Origin of the sequence: Caulobacter hibisci, from assembly GCF_016135805.1 — a bacterium.
Taxonomy (GTDB): domain Bacteria; phylum Pseudomonadota; class Alphaproteobacteria; order Caulobacterales; family Caulobacteraceae; genus Caulobacter; species Caulobacter hibisci.
The window spans coordinates 166,240-186,237 of the sequence record NZ_JADWOX010000001.1 but is presented as its reverse complement, the minus strand read 5'-3'; the positions used below and the strand labels follow the sequence as shown (position 1 = coordinate 186,237).

At 69.4% G+C, this 19,998-nt stretch carries 22 protein-coding genes; 11 read left to right on the top strand and 11 right to left on the bottom strand.

Annotated elements, in window-relative coordinates:
* Positions 1–5 precede the first annotated feature (5 nt).
* The 3 genes from I4Q42_RS00880 (at position 6) to I4Q42_RS00870 (ending at position 2,007) form a co-directional block, all read left to right on the top strand.
* A complete protein-coding gene (locus I4Q42_RS00880) occupies positions 6–737 on the top strand; it encodes a YceI family protein (protein WP_198574185.1) in 732 nt (243 codons plus the stop codon).
* Positions 738–910: 173 nt separating this feature from the next.
* Positions 911–1,315 (top strand): helix-turn-helix domain-containing protein, encoded by a 405-nt coding sequence (locus I4Q42_RS00875; protein WP_198574184.1) that lies wholly within the window; start codon positions 911–913, stop codon positions 1,313–1,315.
* Positions 1,312–2,007, top strand: a complete 696-nt coding sequence (locus I4Q42_RS00870; protein ID WP_198574183.1) for a DUF6456 domain-containing protein — start codon at positions 1,312–1,314, stop codon at positions 2,005–2,007. The genes I4Q42_RS00875 and I4Q42_RS00870 overlap by 4 nt, the downstream gene beginning before the upstream one ends.
* Before the next feature lie 49 nt (positions 2,008–2,056).
* On the opposite strand, the gene I4Q42_RS00865 is transcribed toward I4Q42_RS00870, so the two are convergent.
* From I4Q42_RS00865 to trhO, 3 genes are all read right to left on the bottom strand, one after another.
* A complete protein-coding gene (locus I4Q42_RS00865; protein ID WP_198574182.1) occupies positions 2,057–2,512 on the bottom strand; it encodes a PA2169 family four-helix-bundle protein in 456 nt (151 codons plus the stop codon).
* A 76-nt stretch (positions 2,513–2,588) separates the two neighbouring features.
* Positions 2,589–2,945: a hypothetical protein gene (locus tag I4Q42_RS00860; RefSeq protein ID WP_198574181.1), complete on the bottom strand. Its 357-nt coding sequence runs from the start codon at positions 2,943–2,945 to the stop codon at positions 2,589–2,591.
* 66 nt (positions 2,946–3,011) lie between these two features.
* A complete protein-coding gene (trhO, locus tag I4Q42_RS00855; protein WP_198574180.1) occupies positions 3,012–3,980 on the bottom strand; it encodes an oxygen-dependent tRNA uridine(34) hydroxylase TrhO in 969 nt (322 codons plus the stop codon).
* A gap of 77 nt (positions 3,981–4,057) precedes the next feature.
* On the opposite strand from trhO, the gene I4Q42_RS00850 reads away from it, so the two are divergent.
* Positions 4,058–4,219 (top strand): hypothetical protein, encoded by a 162-nt coding sequence (locus tag I4Q42_RS00850; RefSeq protein WP_165799372.1) that lies wholly within the window; start codon positions 4,058–4,060, stop codon positions 4,217–4,219.
* Here the strand turns inward: I4Q42_RS00850 and I4Q42_RS00845 are convergent.
* Both I4Q42_RS00845 and I4Q42_RS00840 read right to left on the bottom strand, forming a co-directional pair.
* Positions 4,216–4,644: a SufE family protein gene (locus I4Q42_RS00845; RefSeq protein ID WP_198574179.1), complete on the bottom strand. Its 429-nt coding sequence runs from the start codon at positions 4,642–4,644 to the stop codon at positions 4,216–4,218. The genes I4Q42_RS00850 and I4Q42_RS00845 overlap by 4 nt on opposite strands.
* Positions 4,645–4,685: 41 nt before the next feature.
* Positions 4,686–5,504, bottom strand: a complete 819-nt coding sequence (locus I4Q42_RS00840; RefSeq protein WP_408611040.1) for a sensor histidine kinase — start codon at positions 5,502–5,504, stop codon at positions 4,686–4,688.
* A 269-nt stretch (positions 5,505–5,773) separates the two neighbouring features.
* Between I4Q42_RS00840 and divJ the strand changes: the two genes are divergently transcribed.
* Both divJ and I4Q42_RS25830 read left to right on the top strand, forming a co-directional pair.
* Positions 5,774–7,531 carry a cell cycle sensor histidine kinase DivJ gene (divJ, locus tag I4Q42_RS00835; protein WP_232792800.1) on the top strand — a complete coding sequence of 586 codons (1,758 nt, stop codon included), beginning with the start codon at positions 5,774–5,776 and terminating at the stop codon, positions 7,529–7,531.
* A gap of 39 nt (positions 7,532–7,570) precedes the next feature.
* Positions 7,571–8,155, top strand: coding sequence for a rhomboid family intramembrane serine protease (locus tag I4Q42_RS25830; protein ID WP_198574176.1), 585 nt, complete (start codon positions 7,571–7,573; stop codon positions 8,153–8,155).
* A gap of 1,032 nt (positions 8,156–9,187) precedes the next feature.
* Here I4Q42_RS25830 and rpmE read toward each other — a convergent pair.
* On the bottom strand, positions 9,188–9,415 hold the full coding sequence (rpmE, locus tag I4Q42_RS00825) for a 50S ribosomal protein L31 (RefSeq protein WP_198574175.1): 228 nt from the start codon (positions 9,413–9,415) through the stop codon (positions 9,188–9,190).
* A gap of 115 nt (positions 9,416–9,530) precedes the next feature.
* Here rpmE and I4Q42_RS00820 point away from each other — a divergent pair, with 115 nt between their 5' ends.
* Together I4Q42_RS00820 and I4Q42_RS00815 are read left to right on the top strand one after the other, a co-directional pair.
* Positions 9,531–11,384, top strand: coding sequence for an ABC transporter transmembrane domain-containing protein (locus I4Q42_RS00820; RefSeq protein WP_198574174.1), 1,854 nt, complete (start codon positions 9,531–9,533; stop codon positions 11,382–11,384).
* A 73-nt stretch (positions 11,385–11,457) separates the two neighbouring features.
* A complete protein-coding gene (locus I4Q42_RS00815) occupies positions 11,458–11,997 on the top strand; it encodes a hypothetical protein (RefSeq protein WP_198574173.1) in 540 nt (179 codons plus the stop codon).
* Here the strand turns inward: I4Q42_RS00815 and I4Q42_RS00810 are convergent.
* Positions 11,994–12,326 carry a hypothetical protein gene (locus I4Q42_RS00810; protein WP_198574172.1) on the bottom strand — a complete coding sequence of 111 codons (333 nt, stop codon included), beginning with the start codon at positions 12,324–12,326 and terminating at the stop codon, positions 11,994–11,996. The two genes, I4Q42_RS00815 and I4Q42_RS00810, sit on opposite strands and share 4 nt — an antisense overlap.
* Before the next feature lie 29 nt (positions 12,327–12,355).
* On the opposite strand from I4Q42_RS00810, the gene I4Q42_RS00805 reads away from it, so the two are divergent.
* On the top strand, positions 12,356–13,045 hold the full coding sequence (locus tag I4Q42_RS00805; protein ID WP_198574171.1) for a hypothetical protein: 690 nt from the start codon (positions 12,356–12,358) through the stop codon (positions 13,043–13,045).
* Here the strand turns inward: I4Q42_RS00805 and I4Q42_RS00800 are convergent.
* The gene (locus I4Q42_RS00800; RefSeq protein ID WP_198574170.1) at positions 13,008–14,087 is read right to left on the bottom strand and encodes a glycerophosphodiester phosphodiesterase; all 1,080 of its coding nucleotides are present in this window, start codon (positions 14,085–14,087) and stop codon (positions 13,008–13,010) included. The two genes, I4Q42_RS00805 and I4Q42_RS00800, sit on opposite strands and share 38 nt — an antisense overlap.
* 122 nt (positions 14,088–14,209) lie before the next feature.
* Here I4Q42_RS00800 and I4Q42_RS00795 point away from each other — a divergent pair, with 122 nt between their 5' ends.
* Together I4Q42_RS00795 and I4Q42_RS00790 are read left to right on the top strand one after the other, a co-directional pair.
* A complete protein-coding gene (locus tag I4Q42_RS00795) occupies positions 14,210–14,893 on the top strand; it encodes a hypothetical protein (protein WP_198574169.1) in 684 nt (227 codons plus the stop codon).
* Positions 14,893–15,096: a helix-turn-helix domain-containing protein gene (locus I4Q42_RS00790; RefSeq protein WP_198574168.1), complete on the top strand. Its 204-nt coding sequence runs from the start codon at positions 14,893–14,895 to the stop codon at positions 15,094–15,096. The genes I4Q42_RS00795 and I4Q42_RS00790 overlap by 1 nt, the downstream gene beginning before the upstream one ends.
* 64 nt (positions 15,097–15,160) lie before the next feature.
* On the opposite strand, the gene I4Q42_RS00785 is transcribed toward I4Q42_RS00790, so the two are convergent.
* From I4Q42_RS00785 to I4Q42_RS00775, 3 genes are read right to left on the bottom strand one after another with little or no spacing between them, the layout of a single operon-like run.
* A complete protein-coding gene (locus I4Q42_RS00785) occupies positions 15,161–16,600 on the bottom strand; it encodes an SLC5 family protein (protein WP_198574167.1) in 1,440 nt (479 codons plus the stop codon).
* A 49-nt stretch (positions 16,601–16,649) separates the two neighbouring features.
* On the bottom strand, positions 16,650–17,990 hold the full coding sequence (locus I4Q42_RS00780; RefSeq protein WP_198574166.1) for an alpha/beta hydrolase family protein: 1,341 nt from the start codon (positions 17,988–17,990) through the stop codon (positions 16,650–16,652).
* Positions 17,990–19,954, bottom strand: coding sequence for a beta-galactosidase (locus I4Q42_RS00775; RefSeq protein ID WP_198574165.1), 1,965 nt, complete (start codon positions 19,952–19,954; stop codon positions 17,990–17,992). Before I4Q42_RS00775 ends, I4Q42_RS00780 begins: the two co-directional genes overlap by 1 nt.
* Positions 19,955–19,998 lie beyond the last annotated feature (44 nt).

Genomic DNA, 19,998 nt, shown 5'->3' with positions numbered 1-19,998 from the left:
GTTTCATGTCCTACGTCTCGAAGCTCGCGATCGGCGGCGCCCTGCTGCTGGCGCTCGCGGCCTGCTCCGACCAGAAGACCGCTCAGGCTCCGGCCAAGCCGGCGGGCGAGACGGCCGCCGCACCGACGCCCGCCGAGCCGCCCGCCGACCTGCCGGCCGGCGAGTACGTGCTGGACAAGACCCATGCCGACCTGTCGTTCAAGCTCAACCACCTGGGCTTCTCCTGGTACACGGCCCGCTTCACCGACTTCGACGTCAAGCTGAACCTGGACCCCAAGGCGCCAGAGGCCGCCAGCGTCGAAGCCAGCATCAAGACCAGCTCCCTGACCCTGCCCGCTCCGCCGCCTGGCTTCACCGACGAGCTGCTGGGCAAGGACTGGCTCGACGCGGCCAAATATCCAGCCATCACCTTCCGCTCGACCAAAGTGGCCAGCACAGGCCCCGACACCGCCGACGTCACCGGCGACCTCACCCTGCACGGGGTGACCAAGCCGGTGACCCTGAAGGCCCGCTTCAACGGCGGATATGCCGGCTTCCCGCCGATGGACCCCAACGCCCGCATCGGCTTCTCGCTGAGCGGCAGCTTCAAGCGCTCGGACTTCGGGGTCAGCTACGGGGTGCCCAAGCCCGGCTCGACCATGGGCGTCGGCGACGAGGTCAAGATCGCCATCGAGGCCGAGCTGCTCAAGCCCAACCCGACGGCGGCGACCGCCCCCGCGGAGCCCGCCAAGCCGTGATCGGAACGCCTATCCCCGTCACGGGACGGGGATAGGCGACTTTGTCAAGAAATACAATCAAGGGTTTAGATTTAGACTAGACGCGCGATATAGGAAAGTTATCCTACAGGAGGAATATCAGCCTAGGCTGATGCTCATGGGCGCCGTGGGGGCGCCGCTCTTGAGGGACCGCCATGCTCGCTCAAATCCTGGAGGAGGCCTGGGCGATCTCGCCCGACCCGCGTCGCGACCGGCTGGCCGCCGCCTTCGTCACCCATGCCGTGGCCCTGGCCACCGGGGTGGCTCCGACCGAGATCAGCTCGGACAGGCGCACGTCCAAGTCCGCCGCCCGGGCGCGGCAGATCGCCATCTACCTGGCCCACGTGATCTTCCATTGGCCGCTGGCGCGGGTGGCCTTCGCGTTCGGGCGCGACCGCACCACCTGCGCCCACGCCTGCCATCGCATCGAGGACATGCGCGAGGACCGGATGTTCGACGCCCGGATGACCGCCCTGGAAGCCTGCGTGCGCCAGGCGCCCGACACCATTCCCGATCTGGCCGGCGTGCTGTTCGCCAATGCCGCGGGGGTCGGCCGATGAGCGCCGCCGCCGTCCTGGAGCAAGATCTCGCCGCCGAGCACCTGGCCGACCGCGCCGCCCGCCTGCTGGCCCGGGCCGGCTCGGTGATCGAGGCGCGAGGCTTGGCCTACGCCGTGCGCTTCGCCCGCGGCCGCAAGCCGATGCTGATCCTCGACGAGGCGGCGTTCCGCAAGCTGGTCGGCCGGCTGGTTTCCCGACCCGAAGGCGGCTGGCGGCTGGGCTGGGCGCCGCCGCCCTCCCCACCCGGCCGTCCGGGCATGGTCGAGGAGGAGAAGGTGGTGATCGAGGAGGGCGTGGCGACCACCCATCGCGCCAATCTCGGAGAAGCGCCGCTGGACTGGCTGTTCCGGCGCGGCCTGCTCAGCGCCGTCGAGCGCGCGGCGGGCGAACGCCTGGCGGCCGACGCCCACGCCTGCGGCCTGCTGGGCCGGCTGACCATGAACTGGGATCCCACGCCGCGCGGCGGCGGTCCGCGCCTAGAGCCGGCCGAACGGGCCCTCGGGGCCAAGGCGCGGATGGCCCGGGCGATGACCGCCCTCTCGCCGGAGCAGCGGGCGATCTTGTCGCCAATCTGCCTGCACGGCGCCTCCCTGCAAGCGACGGAGACGATGCTCGGTCTCAAGCCCAGAACGGGCAAGGCCGCCCTGAGGGCGGCCTTGCAGCGCCTCGCGGCGCATTACGGCATGCTTTGAGACAGCGCGGCGGTCAGATCTCGACCGCCGCCTTGCTCAGCCCACGTTTTCAGTGGGACTGCTGGGTCTTCTTGATGTCGCGCATCTGGTCGTGGCCGGCCTTGACCTTGGCGTAGGCGGCCTCGATGGCGCTGCGGGTCTGCGGATCCACGTCGAGGTCCTGAAGGGCCTTCTCGTACTTGGCCTTGATGTGGTCCTCGCCGTCCTCGACGGTCTTGACCACCGACTCGTCGCCCTTGGTCAGGGAGTCGCGGACGTTCAGGAACACGCGGTGGGCGGCGGCCAGGATGCTGCCGTCATCGTCGGGCGTGCCGCCCAGGCGGCGAACCTCGCCCTGCAGGTCGGAGACGATGCCGCGACGCTCTTGAGCACGGGCTTCGAACAGCGACTTGAAGCTGCGGCTCTCGGCGTCCTTGGCGGCGGCTTCATAGCCGTCGGCGCTGTCGATGGTGATCTCGACCAGGCCGTTGACGAGCTTGATGTGGTCTTCGTTCGTATGGGCCATGTTGGGGCTCCTGTGGCGTTTCGAAGGGAGGGACCGCAGCAACGCGGCCCCCTCGCGAAAGGTTCGAAGCTGGGCCTTACGGTTTCTTCGATTGCAGGAAGGTCCAGGCCGTACCGGCGGCGGTGATCGCCGCGCCGCGCGTGCGCTTGTTGATCAGCAGCCCGGCCAGCACCGCTCCGCCCAACACCGCGACCGCCAGGGGCACGGTGCGGCCGCCCAGCTGGATCTCGCGGCCGGCGATGGTCAGCGGCTTCTTGGCCGGACCGCCAACGGCGTAGTCGGCGACCGGGGCCTGCGGGTCGGCCGGCTTGGAATGGTTGTCGAGGAAGGTAGAGACCTTGTCCGACAGGGTGTCGATCAGGCCCTGGCGAGCGCGGGCCGGGCCGGCGCCGTTGGTCTGGCCAGGATTCAGGGTGGGGTCGTAGGCGACCATGGGTCATCTCCGTGTCCGAGGGGAAGGGCTCGGCCGGAATAACGCCGTGCGGCGCGGGGCGATCCGTCAGGACTCGCCGGAAGACTTGGGAAGTGAAGACTTGGGAAGTTGGGTCGCGCCGACATGATCGATGCCCAGCTCGATCGCCCGCGCCGCCTGACGCTGGCGCTCGGCGTAGCGGGCCTTCTGATCGTCGCTGCGCGTATCGTGGCAGCGCGCGCACGACACCCCTTCGACATAGAACGGCGAGGCGCGCCCCGCTTCCGAGACCGGCATGCGGCAACCCCGGCACAGCACGTGCGAGCCGTCCGAAAGGCCGTGGCCCACGGCCACCCGCTCGTCGAACACGAAGCACTCGCCGCGCCACAGGCTCTCGGCTTGCGGCACCGTCTCCAGGTAGTTGAGGATCCCGCCCTTGAGGTGGAACACCTCCTCGACGCCGCGCGCCTTGAGCAGGGCCGTCGACTTCTCGCAGCGGATGCCGCCGGTGCAGAACATGGCGACCTTGGGGGCCGGCGCGGCCGGATCCCAGGTCTGGCGGAAGGCGTCGAACCAGGCGGGGAAGTCGGCGAAGCTGGGCGTGGCCGGATCGATCGCGCCTTCGAAGGTGCCGCAATCGACCTCGTAGCCGTTGCGGGTGTCGATCACTACGACGTCGGGCTGGGCGATCAGAGCGTTCCAGTCGGCCGGATCGACGTGGACGCCGTGATTGTGGGCCGGGTCGAGGTCGGGTTCGCCCAGGGTGACGATCTCGGCCTTCACCTTGACCTTCAGGCGATGGAACGGCGGGCTGTCGGCGTCGGCGAACTTCAGCTCCAGGGCCTCGCAGCCCGGCAGCGTGCGGATATGGGCGATGACCGTGTCGATCGCTTCCGGCGTTCCGGCGATCGTGCCGTTGATCCCCTCGCGGGCCAGCAGCAGCGTGCCCTTGACCTTCAGGCCGCAGCACAGCTTGGCGAGGCCCGCGCGGATCGCTTCGGGGTCGTCGAAGGTCGCGAAGCGATAGAGGGCGGCGATGCGGTAGGCCGAAGTCATGGGCGGGCCATAGAAGATCGGAGGGGCCGGCTCAAGCGCGGCCGGAACCAAGCGGCCCGAACGCGGGTTACCGCGCCATGAGCATCCTGATCACCGTCATCATCGCCCTCGTGCTGCTGGGCCTGGCCCTCTACGCCGTCCAGCGCTCGCCCATTCCCTCGCCCGTGAACTGGCTGATCCAGCTTCTGCTGATCGTCGTGGCCATCGTGTTCATCGGCAATCGAGCGGGCTTCTTCTAGGCGCCCGCCAGAGCCGCCGCGTCCCGCTGGATGCGGGCGACCATCGACTTGAGGCCGTTGGAGCGCTGCGACGAAAGCGCCTCCGACAGGCCCAGGCGCGCCATGGCCGCCGCGGCGTCGAAGGCGACGATGTCGCCGGCCGCCGCGCCGGAATAGAGCCGCAGCACGATGGCGATCAGCCCGCTGACGATGTGGGCGTCGCTGTCGCCGCGAAAGCGGATCGTGCCGTCGCCTTGCGGTTCGGTCACCAGCCAGACCTGGCTGGCGCAGCCGCGCACCTTGTTGTCCTCGGAATGCTCCGCGGTCGTCAGCGGCTCAAGGTCCTTGCCCAGCTCGATGACGTAGCGATAGCGCTCTTCCCAGTCGCCGAGCAGTTCGAACTCGTCGGCTAGTTCGTCGAGGGCGGCGTTGGGGCTGGTGCTCATGGCGCGGCGTGTAGGCGGGCCACGCCCGTGATGCAAGCGTATCAGGCCGCCGGCAGGCTTACGATCGCGGTCAGGCCCGACCCGGGCGCCGACTTCAGCCGCAGCGCCCCGTTCATGGCCCGCGCCAGCAGGTCGACGATCGGCAGGCCCAGGCCCGCCCCTTCGCCGCTGCGGGTCAGGGAGGTGCCGGCCTGCTCGAACGGCTTCAGCAGGCGCGGCAGGTCCGCCGCCTCCACGCCTTCGCCCTGGTCGCGGATCGAGATCTCGACCAGACCGCCGCCGGCGTGCTGGGCCTCGATGGTCACCACCCCGCCCGAGGGCGAGTGGGAGACGGCGTTGTGCAGCAGGTTCGACAGGATGGTGCGCAGGCCACGGCGGTCGGCCAGCACGGCGGGCATGCCCACGAGGTCGGGCGCGCTGAGCACCACGCCGCGCGTTTCGCACTCGGTGCGCAATTGGGCCATGACGTCTTCCACCGCCTCGTCCAGCGGTTCGGCGGCGACGTCGAGGTCGGTGACGTGGCCTTCGAGGCGGGCGATCTCGACGATCTGGTTGACCAGCTTGAGCAGCTTCAGGCCGCTCTCATGCACCAGCTTGGCGTATTCCTTGTACTGCGGCGCGCCCAGCGGACCGTAGAGCTCGCTGGCCAGGATCTCGGAAAAACCGATGACGGCGTTGAGCGGCGTGCGCAGCTCGTGGCTGACCATGCGCAGGAAAGAACGCTTCTGATCGTCGAGGGCCGCCTTGCGGCGAGCGCGCGCGGCCGCGCGGCGAAACGTCGCGGTCGGCCCCTCGGCGGGCCTCTGCGGCTGGCGCGAATCAGCCCCAGCCCCGCTTTCGGCGAGGTCTTCGGCCGGCAAAGAAGCGTCCGCGGACGCCGTCTGAGACATGTGGAACTCCCGGACCTTCTGTCCGCAAAGGCATTCTGTGCCACCCTGAACCAACCCGCTTACGAATCCGTTTCCGTCCACAAGAAGCTGGATTCGGCCGGTCGCCCCACAATTGTGCGCGCTTGGGAGATAGGGCGATGCGGGGTTAGGATTCACCAATAACAGCCACACGAGGCGGACCCGCCCCCTTGGACATCGACCCGCAGCCGTCTCGGCAGGACGAAGCCGCTCTTCGCCCCCTGCTCTCCAACCCCGCGCTGTCGGGGCGGGAGACGGCGCGCGCCTGGCGTCTGGGCTGGCTGGCGGCCGCCCTGCTGGCCGGCGGGGCGGTGGCCTTCGTGCCGTCCTCCACCGGCTGGGCGGCCTGGGTCGCCCTGCTGGCCGGCGCCCTGCCCGCCATCGCCGCCCTGCTGCTGGGCGACAGCGAGGACGAGCGCGTCCAATCCCTGCTGCTGGTCGGCTGGGCCGCCGGCGGCGCCCTGGCCGCGGCCGTGACCGGCGGCGTCTCGGGCGCGATGAGCGCCTGGTGCCTGGCGCCGGTCGCCGCCGCCTCGACCCTGGCCGCCCCGCGCCGCCTGGCCGAGGGCGCGGCCCTGGCCCTGATCGGCGGCGCCGTGGCGGCGCTGGCCCAGCTTTCCGGCCTGGCCCCACCGCCGCCCGCCGGCCCCACCGCCTTCATCCTCGGCTTCCTGGCCGTCGCCACGACCGGGCTCGGCCTCGCGGCCGGCCTGATGCTGACCCATCGCCGGGCCGGGGAGCGCGACGTGCGCAACCTGTCGGAGCTGACCGCCCTGTCGACCCTGCTCGACGGCCTGCCGTTCCTGGCCTTCGCCGTCACCCTGCAGGGCCGGGTGCGCACCGTGCGCGGCGTCGCCCCCGAGGGCGCGACCCTGGATCGGATCATGATCGACGGCCTGTCGCAGGCCGCCGTGCCGGGCGAGCGCGCTCGCGTCGACTTCGCTCTTGGCCAGGCTTTGCGCGAGCGCGAGGCCAGCCTGACCTTCGCCGCCGCCGAGGCCCCGGAAAAGACCCTCAGCCTGATCCTGCGCCGGGTCGGCCCCGGCATGCTGGTCGGCGTGCTGAGCGACGTCACCGCCGAGACCCGCCACCTGCAGCAGCTGGACCAGGCCCGCGCCGAGGCCGAGAACCTGGCCGCCGGCCGCGCTCGTTTCCTGGCCAATATGAGCCACGAGCTGCGCACGCCGCTGAACGCCATCATGGGCTTCTCCGACATCATGCGCGCCCGGATGTTCGGCCCCCTGACCGACCGCTACGGCGAATACGCCGAACTGATCCACGAGAGCGGCCGCCACCTGCTGGACCTGATCAACGACGTGCTCGACATGTCGAAGATCGAGGCCGAGCGCTTCGAGCTGTCGCGCGGCGAGTTCGACGCCCGCGAAGCCGTCAACGCCGCCATGCGGCTGATGCGCGTGCAGGCCGACGGCGCGGGCGTGCAGCTGCGCGGTGTGCTGCCGCCGGGCGAGCTGGAGGTCGACGCCGACCGCCGGGCGCTGAAGCAGATCGTGCTGAACCTGGTGTCCAACGCCCTGAAGTTCACCCCGCGCGGCGGCCAGGTGACGGTCACCGCCGACGGCCACGACGGCATGCTGGAGATCGTCGTCGCCGACACCGGCGTCGGCATCAGCCCCGAGGACCTCGAGCGCCTGGGCCGCCCCTACGAGCAGGCCGGCGGCGTCGACCAGCGCGCCAAGGGCACCGGCCTTGGCCTGTCGCTGGTGCGCGCCTTCGCCCAACTGCACGGCGGCGAGATGCATGTCGAAAGCCGGCTGGGCGCGGGCACCAGCGTCTCGGTGCGCATGCCGATCCTGCTGCCGGACCCCGTCGCCGCGCCCGCCCCGGCTCCCGCCCCGCCGGAAAGCCCCACGGCCACCGCCGACGCCATGGAGCCGCTGTTCGAGCCGCCCGCCGAGGGCTCGACCGCCGAAGAGCCCTTTCTGGGCGAGAACGTCATCCGCTTCGCCCCGCCGCGCTGAGGCGGGCTCGGGCGTCGCTCCAGGCTTCGGGGGGAGCCAGTGACCCGAACCGATCGCTCGCCATGCCTGATCTGGGCCGCCAGCCTGCTGCTGGCCTGGATCCTGGTCGCCGTCGCCCTCGGCCAGCCGCCGTGGGTTCAGCAGCATTCCCGCGCGCTCGTGGCCTTCGGGGCGATCAAGGGATCGGATTTCACCTGGGCTGAGGCCTGGCGGCTGGTCGCCTCGCAGTGGCTGCACGTCAAGCCGCCGCACATGCTGCTGAACGTGCTGGTGATCGGCGGCGTGGGCCTGGCCGCCGAAGCGCGCCTGGGACGCCTCACGCCCGCCCTGGTGGCCCTGGCGGGCGGAACCCTGGGCCAATGGATCGCCGTCGTCACCCAGCCGGAGGCGTTCATCTCCGGCGCGTCCCAGGCCTATCTGGCGATCTGCGGCCTGGCGGTCGCGGTCGGCGGCGTTTCCCGCTGGGGCCGGATCCTGGCCTGGGCGGCGATCGTGGTCGCCCTGCTGCTGGACATCGTCGTCAGCGGCCATGGGACGGTGAAGCCGGGTCATCTGTGCGGCCTTGCGGTGGGCATCCTGGCGGGGCTGATCCTGCGGGTTACGGGCGCCAGACGCTCCGCCTGAACGATCGTCCTTCTCCCCTTGCGGGAGAAGGTGGCGGCCGAAGGCCGTCGGATGAGGGGTTTCTCGGATGTTGGACGCTCCGCCCGATCTATCCACAGCAAGCGGCTTTGAGGTCTGAGAGACCCCTCACCCGACCCCCGCCTTCGCGGGGGCCACCCTCTCCCGCAAGGGGAGAGGGACATGGGTTTGCGGCCTCTCGCGGAAATCCGCGAAAGTGGGTGGGAAGGCGCGGAGCGGCCGGGCGGAGCCCGGAGACCGTGATGGGTTTTAGCGTTTCGGCTTCGTCTGACCGCTCCGCCGCATCGTTGGCTCGAAGGACCGGGGGCGTAGGCGCTATTTCAGCCATTGGCCCGGCTAGCCCTCGGACGGGCAGGATCGACAGCCCCGCGGTAGTCCGGCGCGGCCTCGGCTGATCCTGTTGAACCGGTTTGAACGTTCCCGGCCTGTCGACCCGCTTGTCGCGTCACGGAACGGCTGACGGCCCAATCACGCCTTCTGAGCGATCCTGCAAACCCGCCCTTCCCGCAACGCCCCAAGCGGCCCCGCTCGATGCGATCACAGCCGCAACTTGGGCCGGTACCAAGAGCCCTCCCCATGGCTGGGATGGGTTCAAGTATGGGGGTGGTTTCGACGCGTCTGATAAGTTTGGGTGAGAAAGTTATAGAGCATTGTTTTGGTTGGATTCTTTTTCGAGTTCGCCGGGGATGGAGAGCGCTCGATACCCGTAAGAGCGTCCTTCTCCCCTTGCGGGAGAAGGTGGCGGCCGAAGGCCGACGGATGAGGGGTTTCTCAGGCATCCGACTTCGCGCCCGGCCTGACCGCTTCACGTGGCTTTCAGTTTTGAGAGACCCCTCACCCGACCTGCTTCGCAGGCCACCCTCTCCCGCAAGGGGAGAGGGATCAGGCAGCGCCCAGTCTCGCGCCCTCCGGCCCTCCCCCAAAGGGGCAAGATCTGAGGCCCAGATACAGAAAAAGCCGGCCCGCAAACGCGGAGCCGGCTTTTCGTCGCCCTTACGGCGAGACCTTGCGGTCTTACTTCTTCGCGGTGAAACCGGCGAACTTGGCGTTGAAGCGCGAGACGCGGCCGCCACGGTCCATCAGTTGCGCGTTGCCGCCGGTCCACGCCGGGTGGGTGCGCGGATCGATGTCGAGCGCGAGGGTCGCGCCTTCCTTGCCGTAGGTCGAGCGCGTTTGATAGCTCGAACCATCGGTCAGGGTGACGTTGATGAAGTGGTAGTCGGGGTGAATGTCTTGTTTCATCGGGCGGTCCAACCGACTAGAGGGCGGCGTGAAATGTGGGTGAGCGCCGCCGTGCGGGGTGGCCCTCGAAGACGCGCGGCTATAAAGAACCCGCGCGTTTTTGGCAAGGACCCTGTTGATGAGCGACGTTAACGGCGGCGAGATTTCGGTCGAAGGCCGCCCCGGCGCGGGGGCCGAATTGGCCCAGAACCTGTCGGAATCGGCCGCCCGCCGCCCACGCCGCAAGGACATACGGCCCCTCGCCCACCTTTTGCCGTTCGTTCGCCGCCATATCGGCGACGCCCTGGCCGCCGGCTTCTGCCTGCTGTTCTCGACCGGCGCCACCCTGGGCCTGACCGCCGCCTTCAAGGGCGTGATCGACAAGGGATTCGCGCGCGGCGCCGAGGGCGCGGTCAACAATGCCTTCCTGACCCTGGGCGCGGTCGCCCTGGTGCTGGCCGTGGCCACCGCCGCGCGGTTCTTCTTCGTCACGCGCCTGGGCGAGCGGGTCGTCGCCGACCTGCGCCGCACGCTCTATGGCCACGTGCTGACGCTGGACCCGGCCTATTTCCTCAAGACACGCACCGGCGAGGTGCTGTCGCGGATGACCGCCGACGTCTCGCTGATCGACCAGCTGGTCGGGGCCTCGGCCTCGATCGCCCTGCGCAACACCCTGAGCCTGGTCGGGGGCCTTGGATACATGGCCGTGGTCAGCCCCAAGCTGGCGGGCTTCATCGTGCTGATGGTGCCGGTGGTGCTGGCCCCGATGTTCCTGATGGGCCGCAACGTCCGCAAGCTGTCAGCCACCGCCCAGGACCGCTTCGCCGACGCCGTCGGCTATGCCGGCGAGAGCCTGGACGCGCTGGACACCGTCCAGGCCTTCGTGCGCGAGGGCGAGGCCGACCGCCGGTTCGGCTCGGCCGTCGAGAGCGCCTATGGCGCCTCGGTGCGTCGGATCAGCGCGCGGGCCCTGATGACCGCCGTGGTCATCACCCTGGCGTTTGGCGGCGTCACCCTGCTGCTGTGGTTCGGCGCGCAGCTTGTGCTGAAGGGCGAGATGACGCCGGGCACCCTGGCCCAGTTCGCCATGCTGGCGGTGATGGCCGCCGGCTCGGTCGGCGCCCTGGGCGAGGTCTGGGGCGACGTGCAGAAGGCCTCCGGGGCGATGGACCGCATCTCCGACCTGCTCAACGCCCGTCCCGGCATCGCCCCGCCGGCCGCGCCCAAGACCCTGCCCGCGCCGGTGCGCGGCGAGATCGCCTTCCAGGACGTGGCCTTCGCCTATCCCGGCCGCCCGGACCTGCCGGCCCTGAACGGCTTCAGCCTGACCGTGAGCCCCGGAGAGACCGTCGCCCTGGTCGGCCCCTCGGGCGCGGGCAAGAGCACCGTCCTGCGCCTGCTGCTGCGCTTCTACGACCCGCAGGGGGGCGCGGTGCGCCTGGACGGCGTCGACCTGCGCGACGCCGAGCCCTCCGAGGTGCGCGCGGCCATGGCCCTGGTCGCCCAGGACTCGCCGCTGTTCTCGGGCTCGGCCATGGACAACATCCGCTTCGGCCGCGAGGACGCCACCGAGGAGGAGGCCCGCGCCGCCGCCGAGGCGGCCCAGGCCACCGGCTTCATCACCGCCCTGCCCCAGGGCTTCGACACCCCCGTGGGCGAGCGCGCCAAGACCCTGTCGGGCGGCCAGCGCCAGCGCCTGGCCATCGCCCGCGCCCTGGTCCGCCAGGCCCCGATCCTGCTGCTCGACGAGGCCACCAGCGCCCTGGACGCCGAGAACGAGCGCCTGGTGCAGCAGGCCCTCGACGCGGCCATGAGCGGGCGGACCACGCTCGTTATCGCCCACCGCCTGGCCACCGTGCTGCAGGCCGACCGCATCGTGGTGATGGAAGACGGCCGGGTGGTCGAGGAAGGCACCCATGCCGTCCTCGTGGCCAAGGGCGGCCTCTACGCCCGCCTGGCGCGGCTGCAGTTCGGGGTCGAGGCGGCCTAGAGCGATTGACGCGACGCACGCTCCCGGAGAAAGCTCCCAAGCTTCGCCTCAGGGGCGTGAGTGGGGGTGCGTAATGATCGACAAGCTGACCGTCCTGAATCCGTTCGCCAAGCTGCCCGACGAAGAGGCCGCCTCGCGGGCCGCTCGCGCCGGCGCCGTCGGCGCCTGGCTGACCGCGCTCGGGAGCGCCGTCGGCGCCGTCACGCTCTATCTGCGGATCGACGTCTTCGTCGCCGAGATGAACCGCCAGATGGCGCTCAGCGCCGCTTCTCAGCCCAATGCGGAAGCCACACAGGCCCTGATGAGCGCCATGGGGCCGGGGATCGCCTGGACCACCATCATCGTCAGCGTCATCATCGCCCTGGCCTACGTCCTGTTCGGCTTCATCCAGTGGCGCAAGAAGACGCGGTTCATCCCGCTGCTGATGCTGCTGTTCGCCGCCTACGGCCTGCTGGCCATGCTCACCGGCCTGGCCAACGCCAAGGCGAGCAGCGCCCTGACCTCGCCCCTGCAACTGGGCTTTAGCCTGGTCATCAGCGTCCTGGCCCTGCTGTGCTTCACCGCCGGCCTGCGCGGCGGCTACCGCCTGCACGTCCTGAAGCAGGCCGCCTAGGCGGCCTTGTCGTCCTTCTCGGCCTCGACGGCCTTCTTGATCAGGGCCACATGGGCGACCTGATCGCGCAGGGCCTGGAAGGCCGGGCTCGCGGCGCCGTCCGGCTGCTTCTCGGCCCAGTCGACCAGGGCCAGCAGCGCCTCGCTGATGCGGCCGATCTGGCGGCCGTAGCTGCCCACCTCGTTCAGTACCCTGGCCTCGATCTCGGGCTTGCCCGACTGGCCGAGATTGATCGTGAACAGCGACAGGTCGCCGAAGCTCCACGACCACGGATTGATGGTCTGGGTCAGTTGGCGCGGGGCGAGGGAAAGCTGGAACGGTTCGGACATGCGGGCCTCCCGGTTCTGGAAGGGCCAGCATGCGCCGTTTGCAACGCCCGCGCGTGACAATCGGGCGGGTCGAAACTGAAAACGACGATCTCGCTCAAGTTGTCGGCTGTGCTACAGCCTGCCTGGGCAGGTCGGGCGAACGGGAGCTTCGCATGTCTTTTTCGATACGTGCGGCGGCCGCCGCGATCGGGGCGACAATGATGCTGGCCTTGGCGCCGCAGGCCACGGCCCAGCCGCCTTCCTACGCCATGCCCGACCAGTGGCGAGCTCACAGCGAAACCGCCTACGGCTTCTCGGTGGACCTGCCGACGGAGCCCATACGCCAGGAAGACGCCTCGCCGCCGGCTTCGCTCTCGCTCGAATACCGCGACCGCGACGGCCAGGTGACGATCACGGCGATCGACCTCGGCGCCATCCAGGACGCATTGCCGATCGACGGCGTCCTCGACGGCATGACGGCGCAGATCGGCGAGGACCTGAAGGCGCGGCTGATCGAAAGCGCGCCGGCGACCTTCGCGGGCGGCGCGGCGCGCGACGTGACCTATCGTTCCGAAGCCGACGAGAAGATCGTCATGAAGACACGTCTCGTCCTGGCGGAAAAGCGCCTCTTCATCCTGACCAGCACCGGCTTCGAGACCAACATGCCGCTGACCTACGCGCGGGTCGTCGGCTCGCTGAAGCTCATCGCGCCGCCGCCGCCAGGTCCGGGAAGTCGCTGAACACCCCATCGACGCCGGCGGCGTACAGCGCCTTCAGCACCGCCGTCGCATCGCCGGCCTTGGCCAGGTAGTCGGCGGCGGCCGGGTCGCCCTTCCGCAGGGACGCCGGCAGGAAGTAGTTCTCGGCGCGTACGGTCCAGGGGTGGACCAGCAGGCCCGCCGCGTGGGCGTCCCTGACCAGCGAGGTGGCCGGCAGCAGGGTCTGGGCGTCCTGCGGCACGACCATGGTCTTCTCCGGACCCAGGCCGTCGGCATAGGCGGCCACGCCCTTCAGGCCCTCGGGCGTGACGAGATCGGCATATTTCACGGTCGGCAGGTCGGCGGGCCCGCCCTGGCCGGCGACCAGCAGGACGAGGCGCGCCGGCGTCTTCAGGCGCACGGTCTTCAGCGGGCCGACCTCGAAGCACTGCACGAACACCGGGGCGGTCTTGGAGTTGAGGTCGTTGCGCTTCAGCGCCTCGACCATCCGGCCCTCGATGGCCAGGCCGACCGAGGCGAAGTAGCTGGGGTGCTTCATCTCCGGATAGACGCCGATCGTGCGGCCCACCCGCTTGCTCTCGGCGCGGGCGAAGGCGACCACCTCGTCGAAGGTGAGAACCTGGGCCTGGCCGTCGAAGGCGGCGCTGGCCGGGCGCAGCTGCGGCAGGCGCTCGCGGGCCCGCAGGGTCTTGATCTCGGCGAGGGTGAAGTCCTCGGTGAACCAGCCGGTCAGGCTTTCGCCGTCGATGGTCTTGGTCGCCTTGCGGGCGGCGAACTCGGGGCGGGAGGCGACGTCGGTCGTGCCGCCGATCTCGTTCTCGTGGCGCACCACCAGATGGCCGTCCTTGGTCACCACCAGGTCCGGCTCGATGAAATCGCAGCCCTGGTCCACCGCCAGGCCGTAGGCCAGCAGGGTGTGCTCGGGTCGATAGCCCGATGCGCCGCGGTGGGCGATCACGATCGGCTTGCGCACGCCGGCGCGAACCATGGCGGGGATCATGCTGGCGCCCATGGTGCCGGCGAGGGCGGCGGTCGTCATGGCGCGGCGGGTCAGAAGGGTCATGCCGGCTGATTAGCGCGCGGATGTGACGGTTTGGCGAGTGTGAAAGAGAAATCACGACCATCGCTTGACGATGATAAATTATCGTGAATTGATAATCTACGCTGAATTGATCGAGGCAAGGCATGACCACCATAGCGAGCTCGAACCACTCCGCCGGCCGGCGGGACATCGCCCTACGCGGCTTCAGCGGCCTGATGGCCGGCGTCTGCGGGCTGGCGAGCGTGGTCCTCGCGACCGTGATCGTGATCTGTTTCGCGGCCATCATGCGCACGATGACGACGGGCGAGCCGCTCCACTGGGATCCAAACCGGAACATCAGTGTGAGCATCGAGAGCACGTATAAGGACTGCCCTTCCGGATCAGCTGAATGCAAAACGATCACGGGCTCCTCGATGCCAAAAAGCGGCGTTCCGGCGATGATGGGCATCGCCCTCGTCATGCTGCCGTCAGCGATCCTGGCCTACGCCTTCGGGCAAGGGGCCGCCTGCTTCTTCTCGCTGGCCCGCGGCCGATACCTGCAGCGCAAGACCGTGACCCATCTGACGCACTTCGCCTTGGCGGGACTGATCTTCGTCCTGGCCAGCCCGTTCGCGGAGCTTCTGGGTCAAGCGGCCGCCAGCCTGATGGACGGTCTCGTTGAGCTGCTCACCCACCAGCCGGTCGAGACCGAACTGAACGTGATCAAGGCGACGTTCAAGGGTGCGCCGGGCTTCCTCAGCGGCGTGTACGCCGTCGCCATGACGATCATCGCCCTGATCATGGTGCGCGCCTCGCGCATCGCCGAAGACCACGCCCAGATCGTCTGATGCGGATCGTCGTGAAGCTGGGCGTCGTGATGGCCGACCGGAACGTCAAGTCCAAGGACCTGGCCGTCCAGGTCGGCATCACCGAGGCCAATCTGTCCCTGCTCAAGCAGGGCAAGGTGAAGGGCGTGCGGTTCGAGACCCTGGAGAAGATCTGCGCCGTGCTCGACTGCGAGCCGGGCGACATCCTGAAGATCGAGCGCTAGGCGCCGATGGAAAGACGGCGCGTGATCGTGCGGTGACGATCACGCGCCGGGCCGGCCTGACGGATCAGGCGGCGGCGGGCTTGCGGGTGAGGATGAACTCGGCCCGCTTGCCGAAGACCACGCGGTTGAGCAGCAGCGAGAACGCCACCGTGGTCCACAGCGTGATGAACATCATGTGGATGTAGTGCAGCGGCGCCCAGCCGAAGCTGAACACGGCGTACAGCGCCACGCCGAACACGAGGCCGGCGATGGCCGCGCGGGCGTCGACATTGCGGAACAGCAGGCCGACGATGAACACCGACAGCACGGGCATGCTGGTCAGGCCGTTCAGCTTCTGGACCAGGTTGATGATGCTGTCGGCGCCGTCATAGATCGGCACCAGGAGCAGCGAGAGGATCACGAACCCGATGCTGACCAGCATGCTCAGGCGCGGCACGTTGGGCTTGGGGTTGATGTACTTCTCGTGGATGTCGCAGACATAGAGCGCGGCCGACGAGTTCAGCACGCTGGCGAAGTGGGCCAGCACGGCCGAGGCGATGGCGGCGGCGAAGATGCCCGACATCCAGTTGGGCAGGACGTGCCAGACGATCTTGCCGTAGGCGGCGTCGCCCAGGTGGCCGAACAGCTTGTACGAGACGATGCCGGGGATCACGACCATCGGCGGCACGATCAGCAGGCGCACGACGGTGGCGGCGAAGACGCCCTTCTGGGCCTCCTTCAGGTTCGGCGCGGCCATGGCCCGCTGGGTGATGGTCTGGTTGGTCGACCAGTAGAACATCTGGATGAAGATCATGCCGGTCAGCAGCACGTGCCAGGGCAGCGGCGAGTCGTTGCCGCCGATCATGGTCAGGCGCTCGGCCGGGATGCCGCTGAAGTCGAAGCCGATCGCCTTCAGTGACAGGAAGACCACCAGCATGCACATGGCCAGCAGCAGGATGCCGCTGTAGGTGTCGGTCACGGCCACGGCGCGCAGGCCGCCGAAGATGGCGTAGAGCGAACCGGCCACGGCGAAGGCCAGGGCCAGCACCATGATCGGGATCTCGAGCCCGAACATCGACTTCATCATCAGCGCGCCCGTGTAGAGCATGATCGGCTGGTAGATGACGACGTTGCCGATCAGGAAGATCGTGCCGATGGTCGAGCGCACGCCGACATTGCCGTACTTCTTCTCCAGAAGCTCGGTCACGGTCGTGCAGTTGTGCTTGTAGTAGATCGGCAGGAACACCCAGGCCAGGATCGACAGGCCGACCACGCCCGACAGCTCCCACCAGGCCAGCAGGGCCATCTGGTTGCCGTTCATGCCGACCAGCTGGTCGGTGCTGAGGTTGGTGATGGTGATCGAGCCGGCGACGAACAGCCACGACAGGCCGCCGCCCGCCAGGAAGAACTCCTTGTTCCCCCCTTCGGCCCCGCGCCCCTGCCCTCGGCACTTCAGGTAGGTGATCAGCCCGATCAGGGCCGTCAATCCGGCGGCGATCCAGGCTTGGGTCTCTTGAAGGTGCATGGCTTGAGCGTTTCCGGTCGTTCTTGTTCTGGTGTCGTAGAGAGATCGTCTATCGCGGCGCGTCGGGCGGCGAGCCCGGCGCGGCGTGAAGCAGGCGAAGGCCCAGGGCCCAGCGACGCTGGAAGCCGGGCCAGTAGTCGGCGGTATTGGCGTCGTCCGGGCCGGCGAGGCGATCGCCGACCGAGGCGCCGGGCGCCAGCGACCAGGTTCCGTCCGCGGCGCGCGGGGTCGGCACGGCCAGATAGGCGCCGTGGGCGCCGTCGCCCTTGAGGTTCTGGTCGAGGAAGGCGGTGATGAAGTGGCGGTTGATCGCCAGGATGCGATCGCGACGCCAGACCGGCTCCTCGTGGCGCTCGATCTCCTTGAAGTCGCCGGCCTGGGCGGGCGTGACCCCGTCCAGCGCGATGTTGTGGCGGGCGTTCTCGTAGACCAGCATCCGCCGGTCGGCGCCGGCCAGGTTGGCGTAGAGCCAGGCCACGCCCGGATCATAGCCGCTGACGTCGTCCTGGTCGCCCACCACCAGCAGGGTCGGGACCGACACCTGGGCCAGGCCCTCGGCGCTCCAGGCGCGTAGCGGCGGCGCGCCGCCCCAGGGGGCGAGGGCGACCATCGCCTTGACGCCCTTGGGCAGGCCGGCGGCGAAGTCGGGATCCAGCGTGGTGAAGGGCTTGAGCAGGTCGAACGGCGCGAGCTTGTAGAGCGGACCTTGCGGATCCAGGCCCGCGCCCAGGGTCGTCAGAGCGCCGAAGCCGCCCATCGAATAGCCGACCAGGGCGATGTCGTCGGGGTCGTAGACGTCGCGCAAGGGCCCCTCGCCCGCCGTGCGGGTCAGCTCGGCGATCACGAAGCGCTGGTCGGCGACGCGGGTGATCAGGGTGGTGGCGAACGACAGCTGCGGGTTGGCCAAGGTCTTGGGTTCGAGGTCGCGGTGCTCGATCGAGGCCACGACATAACCCTTGGACGCCAGGTTCTCGGCCAAGTCGGCGAAGCTGGTCGCCCAGTTGCGGTAGCCGTGCGACAGCACCACCAAGGGGAAGTGCTGGCCGCTGACCGGCGCGGCGTCGGGATAGGCGCCGCCGGTGCGATAGAAGACGGGCGGCGCGGCCGGGGTCGTCCCCGGCTGCATGTAGCGGACGACGGCCGCGCCCGCCTTGGGCTTGGCCGTCGGATACCAGACCGTGACCGGCAGCACCCGGTCGCGGCGCGCGATCTTGCCGTTGGCCAGGTCGCTGGCCAGCAGGTCGGGCTGGCCAGGATTGGCGAAGGTCAGGGTTCGCACCCCGACGGCATAGGCGCCCGGCGCCGACAGCGCCGGAGCGTCCGCCAGCGGCTGGGCCCGGCCCGCGAGCGGAGCCAGGACTAGAGCCAGGACCAGGGCGGCCAGACGCATCACGACGGGTCCCGCCAGACGGCGACGTCGCGCGGGCCGATCACGGCGCCGCCGAGCACGAAGTCCGCGCCCTCCGGGGCCGGCGCGGGCGTCCGCGCGTCGCTGTAGTTGAAGGCGAACGCCAGACCGCCGCGGCGACGCACCCGCACGTCCTTGTGCAGGCGCTGGGTGGCGACGCCGGCCTCGGCGCACAGGCCCTCGAGGAAGTCGGCCAGGAAGTCGCGGTCGGTCAGACTGGCCACATAGACCGCGCGGCCCGAGCGGACGATGGCGGGACCGCCCTCGTCGAAGCGCGCGAGCACTTCGCCCTCGCCCGCCAGCTCGACCTCCTCGCGCCAGCAGCGGCTGGCATAGGCCTTGCCGTTCCAGGTCAGCGCGCCCGAGCAGTCGGGGCGCAGGGTCTCGACCGACAGCACGCGGATCGGCATCAGCTCGCGCAGCGGACCGGGCGGCAGGCCTTCCGGCAGGGTCACGTCGAGGGTCTTGGCGCCCGAACGCGGACCAAACACCACGATCGCCCCGCTGGCCGCCAGGTTGGCCAGGGTCTTTGCGCTGGGCGTGGACAGGGCCGGGATCACCACCAGGGCGTAGCCGGAGACGTCGCCTTCCGGCGGCACGAAATCGACGTCCAGGCCCAGGGCGCGCAGGGCCCGGTAGTGGTCGAGCAGGATGTGGGTGTAGTCGTAGCTCTTGCCCTGGCGCTCGATCTCGCCGAGCCACTGGGCGTTGACGTCGACCATCAGCGCCACCTTGGCGCGGACGGTGGGGTTCTGCTCCAGGTCCAGCGTCGCCAGCTCGCCGAGCACGGTCTCGATCTCGGGCCAGGCGGCGGCGTGGGTGCTGTCGGGACGCAGCAGGCCCGCGTGCATCTGCTCCTGGGCGAACGGGGCCTGGCGCCAGCGGAAATAGCTGACCACGCCGGCGCCGTGGGCGAAGGCCTCCAGCGTCCACAGCCGCACCATGCCGGGGGCCGGACGCGGGTTGTGGTTGGCCCAGTTCACCGGACCCGGCTGCTGCTCCATGATCCAGAAGGCGCCGGGCGCCAGGCCACGGGTCTGATCGAAGAAGAAGGTGCCGAAGTCCGGGTGGCCCGTACGCATGTAGGGGCGGAAGGCCTCGGGGTCGTCGCCCGCCATCAGCAGGTCGGTGCGGCCCAGCGGATAGTTGTCGTAGGCGGCGAAATCGAGATCGGCGGCCACGGCGTGGTTGTCGACCCCGGTCTCGTTCATCGGGATGAAGTTGTGGGTGACGAAGCGGCCCGGCGAATGGGCGCGCAGGATCTTCACCTGGGCGTCGTGGAAGCGCACGACCTGGTCCGACGAGAAGCGGCGATAGGCCATGCGGTGCGCCGGGCTGGTCTCGGTGACCGCGCCGACCGGCAGCTCGATCTCGTCGAAGCTGCGATACTCCATCGACCAGAAGACGTTGCCCCAGGCGGTGTTCAGCGCCTGTAAGTCGCCGTAACGGGCCGCGCACCAGGCCTGGAACGCCGTCTTGGCGGCCGGCGAGGCGCTGAGCGTCGTGTCGTGGCAGCTGAGTTCGTTATCGGTCTGCCAGCCGGCGACATGCGGGTTTTCGCCATAGCGTTCGGCCAGGGCCAGCACGATCCGCTCGCACTCGCGCAGATAGACGTCGCTGGAGAAGTCGTAGTGCCGCCGCGAGCCGAAGCCGCGCACGCGGCCGGTGTCGGGATCAACGGGCAGGATCTCGGGATGGCGATCGATCAGCCACTTGGGCGGCGTGGCGGTGGGCGTGCCGATCACCACCTTGAGGCCGGCCTCGCCGAGGATCGCGATGCTCTCGTCGAACCAGGCGAAGTCGTAGACGCCGGGCTCGGGCTCGAAGCGCGACCAGGCAAACTCGCCGATCCGAACATAGGTCAGACCCAAGTCCTTCATTCGGCGAGCATCTTCGCGCCAAAGACTTTGAGACCACTGTTCCGGGTAATAGCAAACGCCGAGCAATTTTTCCTCCGATACGTAACTTTACGTTACGTAATTCAAATCTA

Excerpts from the sequence above, each read along its gene's own strand:
- I4Q42_RS00880 (WP_198574185.1), top strand. The coding sequence starts at position 6 with ATGTCCTACGTCTCGAAGCTCGCGATCGGCGGCGCCCTGCTGCTGGCG.
- I4Q42_RS00875 (WP_198574184.1), top strand. The coding sequence starts at position 911 with ATGCTCGCTCAAATCCTGGAGGAGGCCTGGGCGATCTCGCCCGACCCG.
- I4Q42_RS00870 (WP_198574183.1), top strand. The coding sequence starts at position 1,312 with ATGAGCGCCGCCGCCGTCCTGGAGCAAGATCTCGCCGCCGAGCACCTG.
- I4Q42_RS00865 (WP_198574182.1), bottom strand. The coding sequence starts at position 2,512 with ATGGCCCATACGAACGAAGACCACATCAAGCTCGTCAACGGCCTGGTC.
- I4Q42_RS00860 (WP_198574181.1), bottom strand. The coding sequence starts at position 2,945 with ATGGTCGCCTACGACCCCACCCTGAATCCTGGCCAGACCAACGGCGCC.
- trhO (WP_198574180.1), bottom strand. The coding sequence starts at position 3,980 with ATGACTTCGGCCTACCGCATCGCCGCCCTCTATCGCTTCGCGACCTTC.
- I4Q42_RS00850 (WP_165799372.1), top strand. The coding sequence starts at position 4,058 with ATGAGCATCCTGATCACCGTCATCATCGCCCTCGTGCTGCTGGGCCTG.
- I4Q42_RS00845 (WP_198574179.1), bottom strand. The coding sequence starts at position 4,644 with ATGAGCACCAGCCCCAACGCCGCCCTCGACGAACTAGCCGACGAGTTC.
- rpmE (WP_198574175.1), bottom strand. The coding sequence starts at position 9,415 with ATGAAACAAGACATTCACCCCGACTACCACTTCATCAACGTCACCCTG.
- I4Q42_RS00815 (WP_198574173.1), top strand. The coding sequence starts at position 11,458 with ATGATCGACAAGCTGACCGTCCTGAATCCGTTCGCCAAGCTGCCCGAC.
- I4Q42_RS00810 (WP_198574172.1), bottom strand. The coding sequence starts at position 12,326 with ATGTCCGAACCGTTCCAGCTTTCCCTCGCCCCGCGCCAACTGACCCAG.
- I4Q42_RS00805 (WP_198574171.1), top strand. The coding sequence starts at position 12,356 with ATGCGCCGTTTGCAACGCCCGCGCGTGACAATCGGGCGGGTCGAAACT.
- I4Q42_RS00800 (WP_198574170.1), bottom strand. The coding sequence starts at position 14,087 with ATGACCCTTCTGACCCGCCGCGCCATGACGACCGCCGCCCTCGCCGGC.
- I4Q42_RS00795 (WP_198574169.1), top strand. The coding sequence starts at position 14,210 with ATGACCACCATAGCGAGCTCGAACCACTCCGCCGGCCGGCGGGACATC.
- I4Q42_RS00790 (WP_198574168.1), top strand. The coding sequence starts at position 14,893 with ATGCGGATCGTCGTGAAGCTGGGCGTCGTGATGGCCGACCGGAACGTC.
- I4Q42_RS00785 (WP_198574167.1), bottom strand. The coding sequence starts at position 16,600 with ATGCACCTTCAAGAGACCCAAGCCTGGATCGCCGCCGGATTGACGGCC.
- I4Q42_RS00780 (WP_198574166.1), bottom strand. The coding sequence starts at position 17,990 with ATGCGTCTGGCCGCCCTGGTCCTGGCTCTAGTCCTGGCTCCGCTCGCG.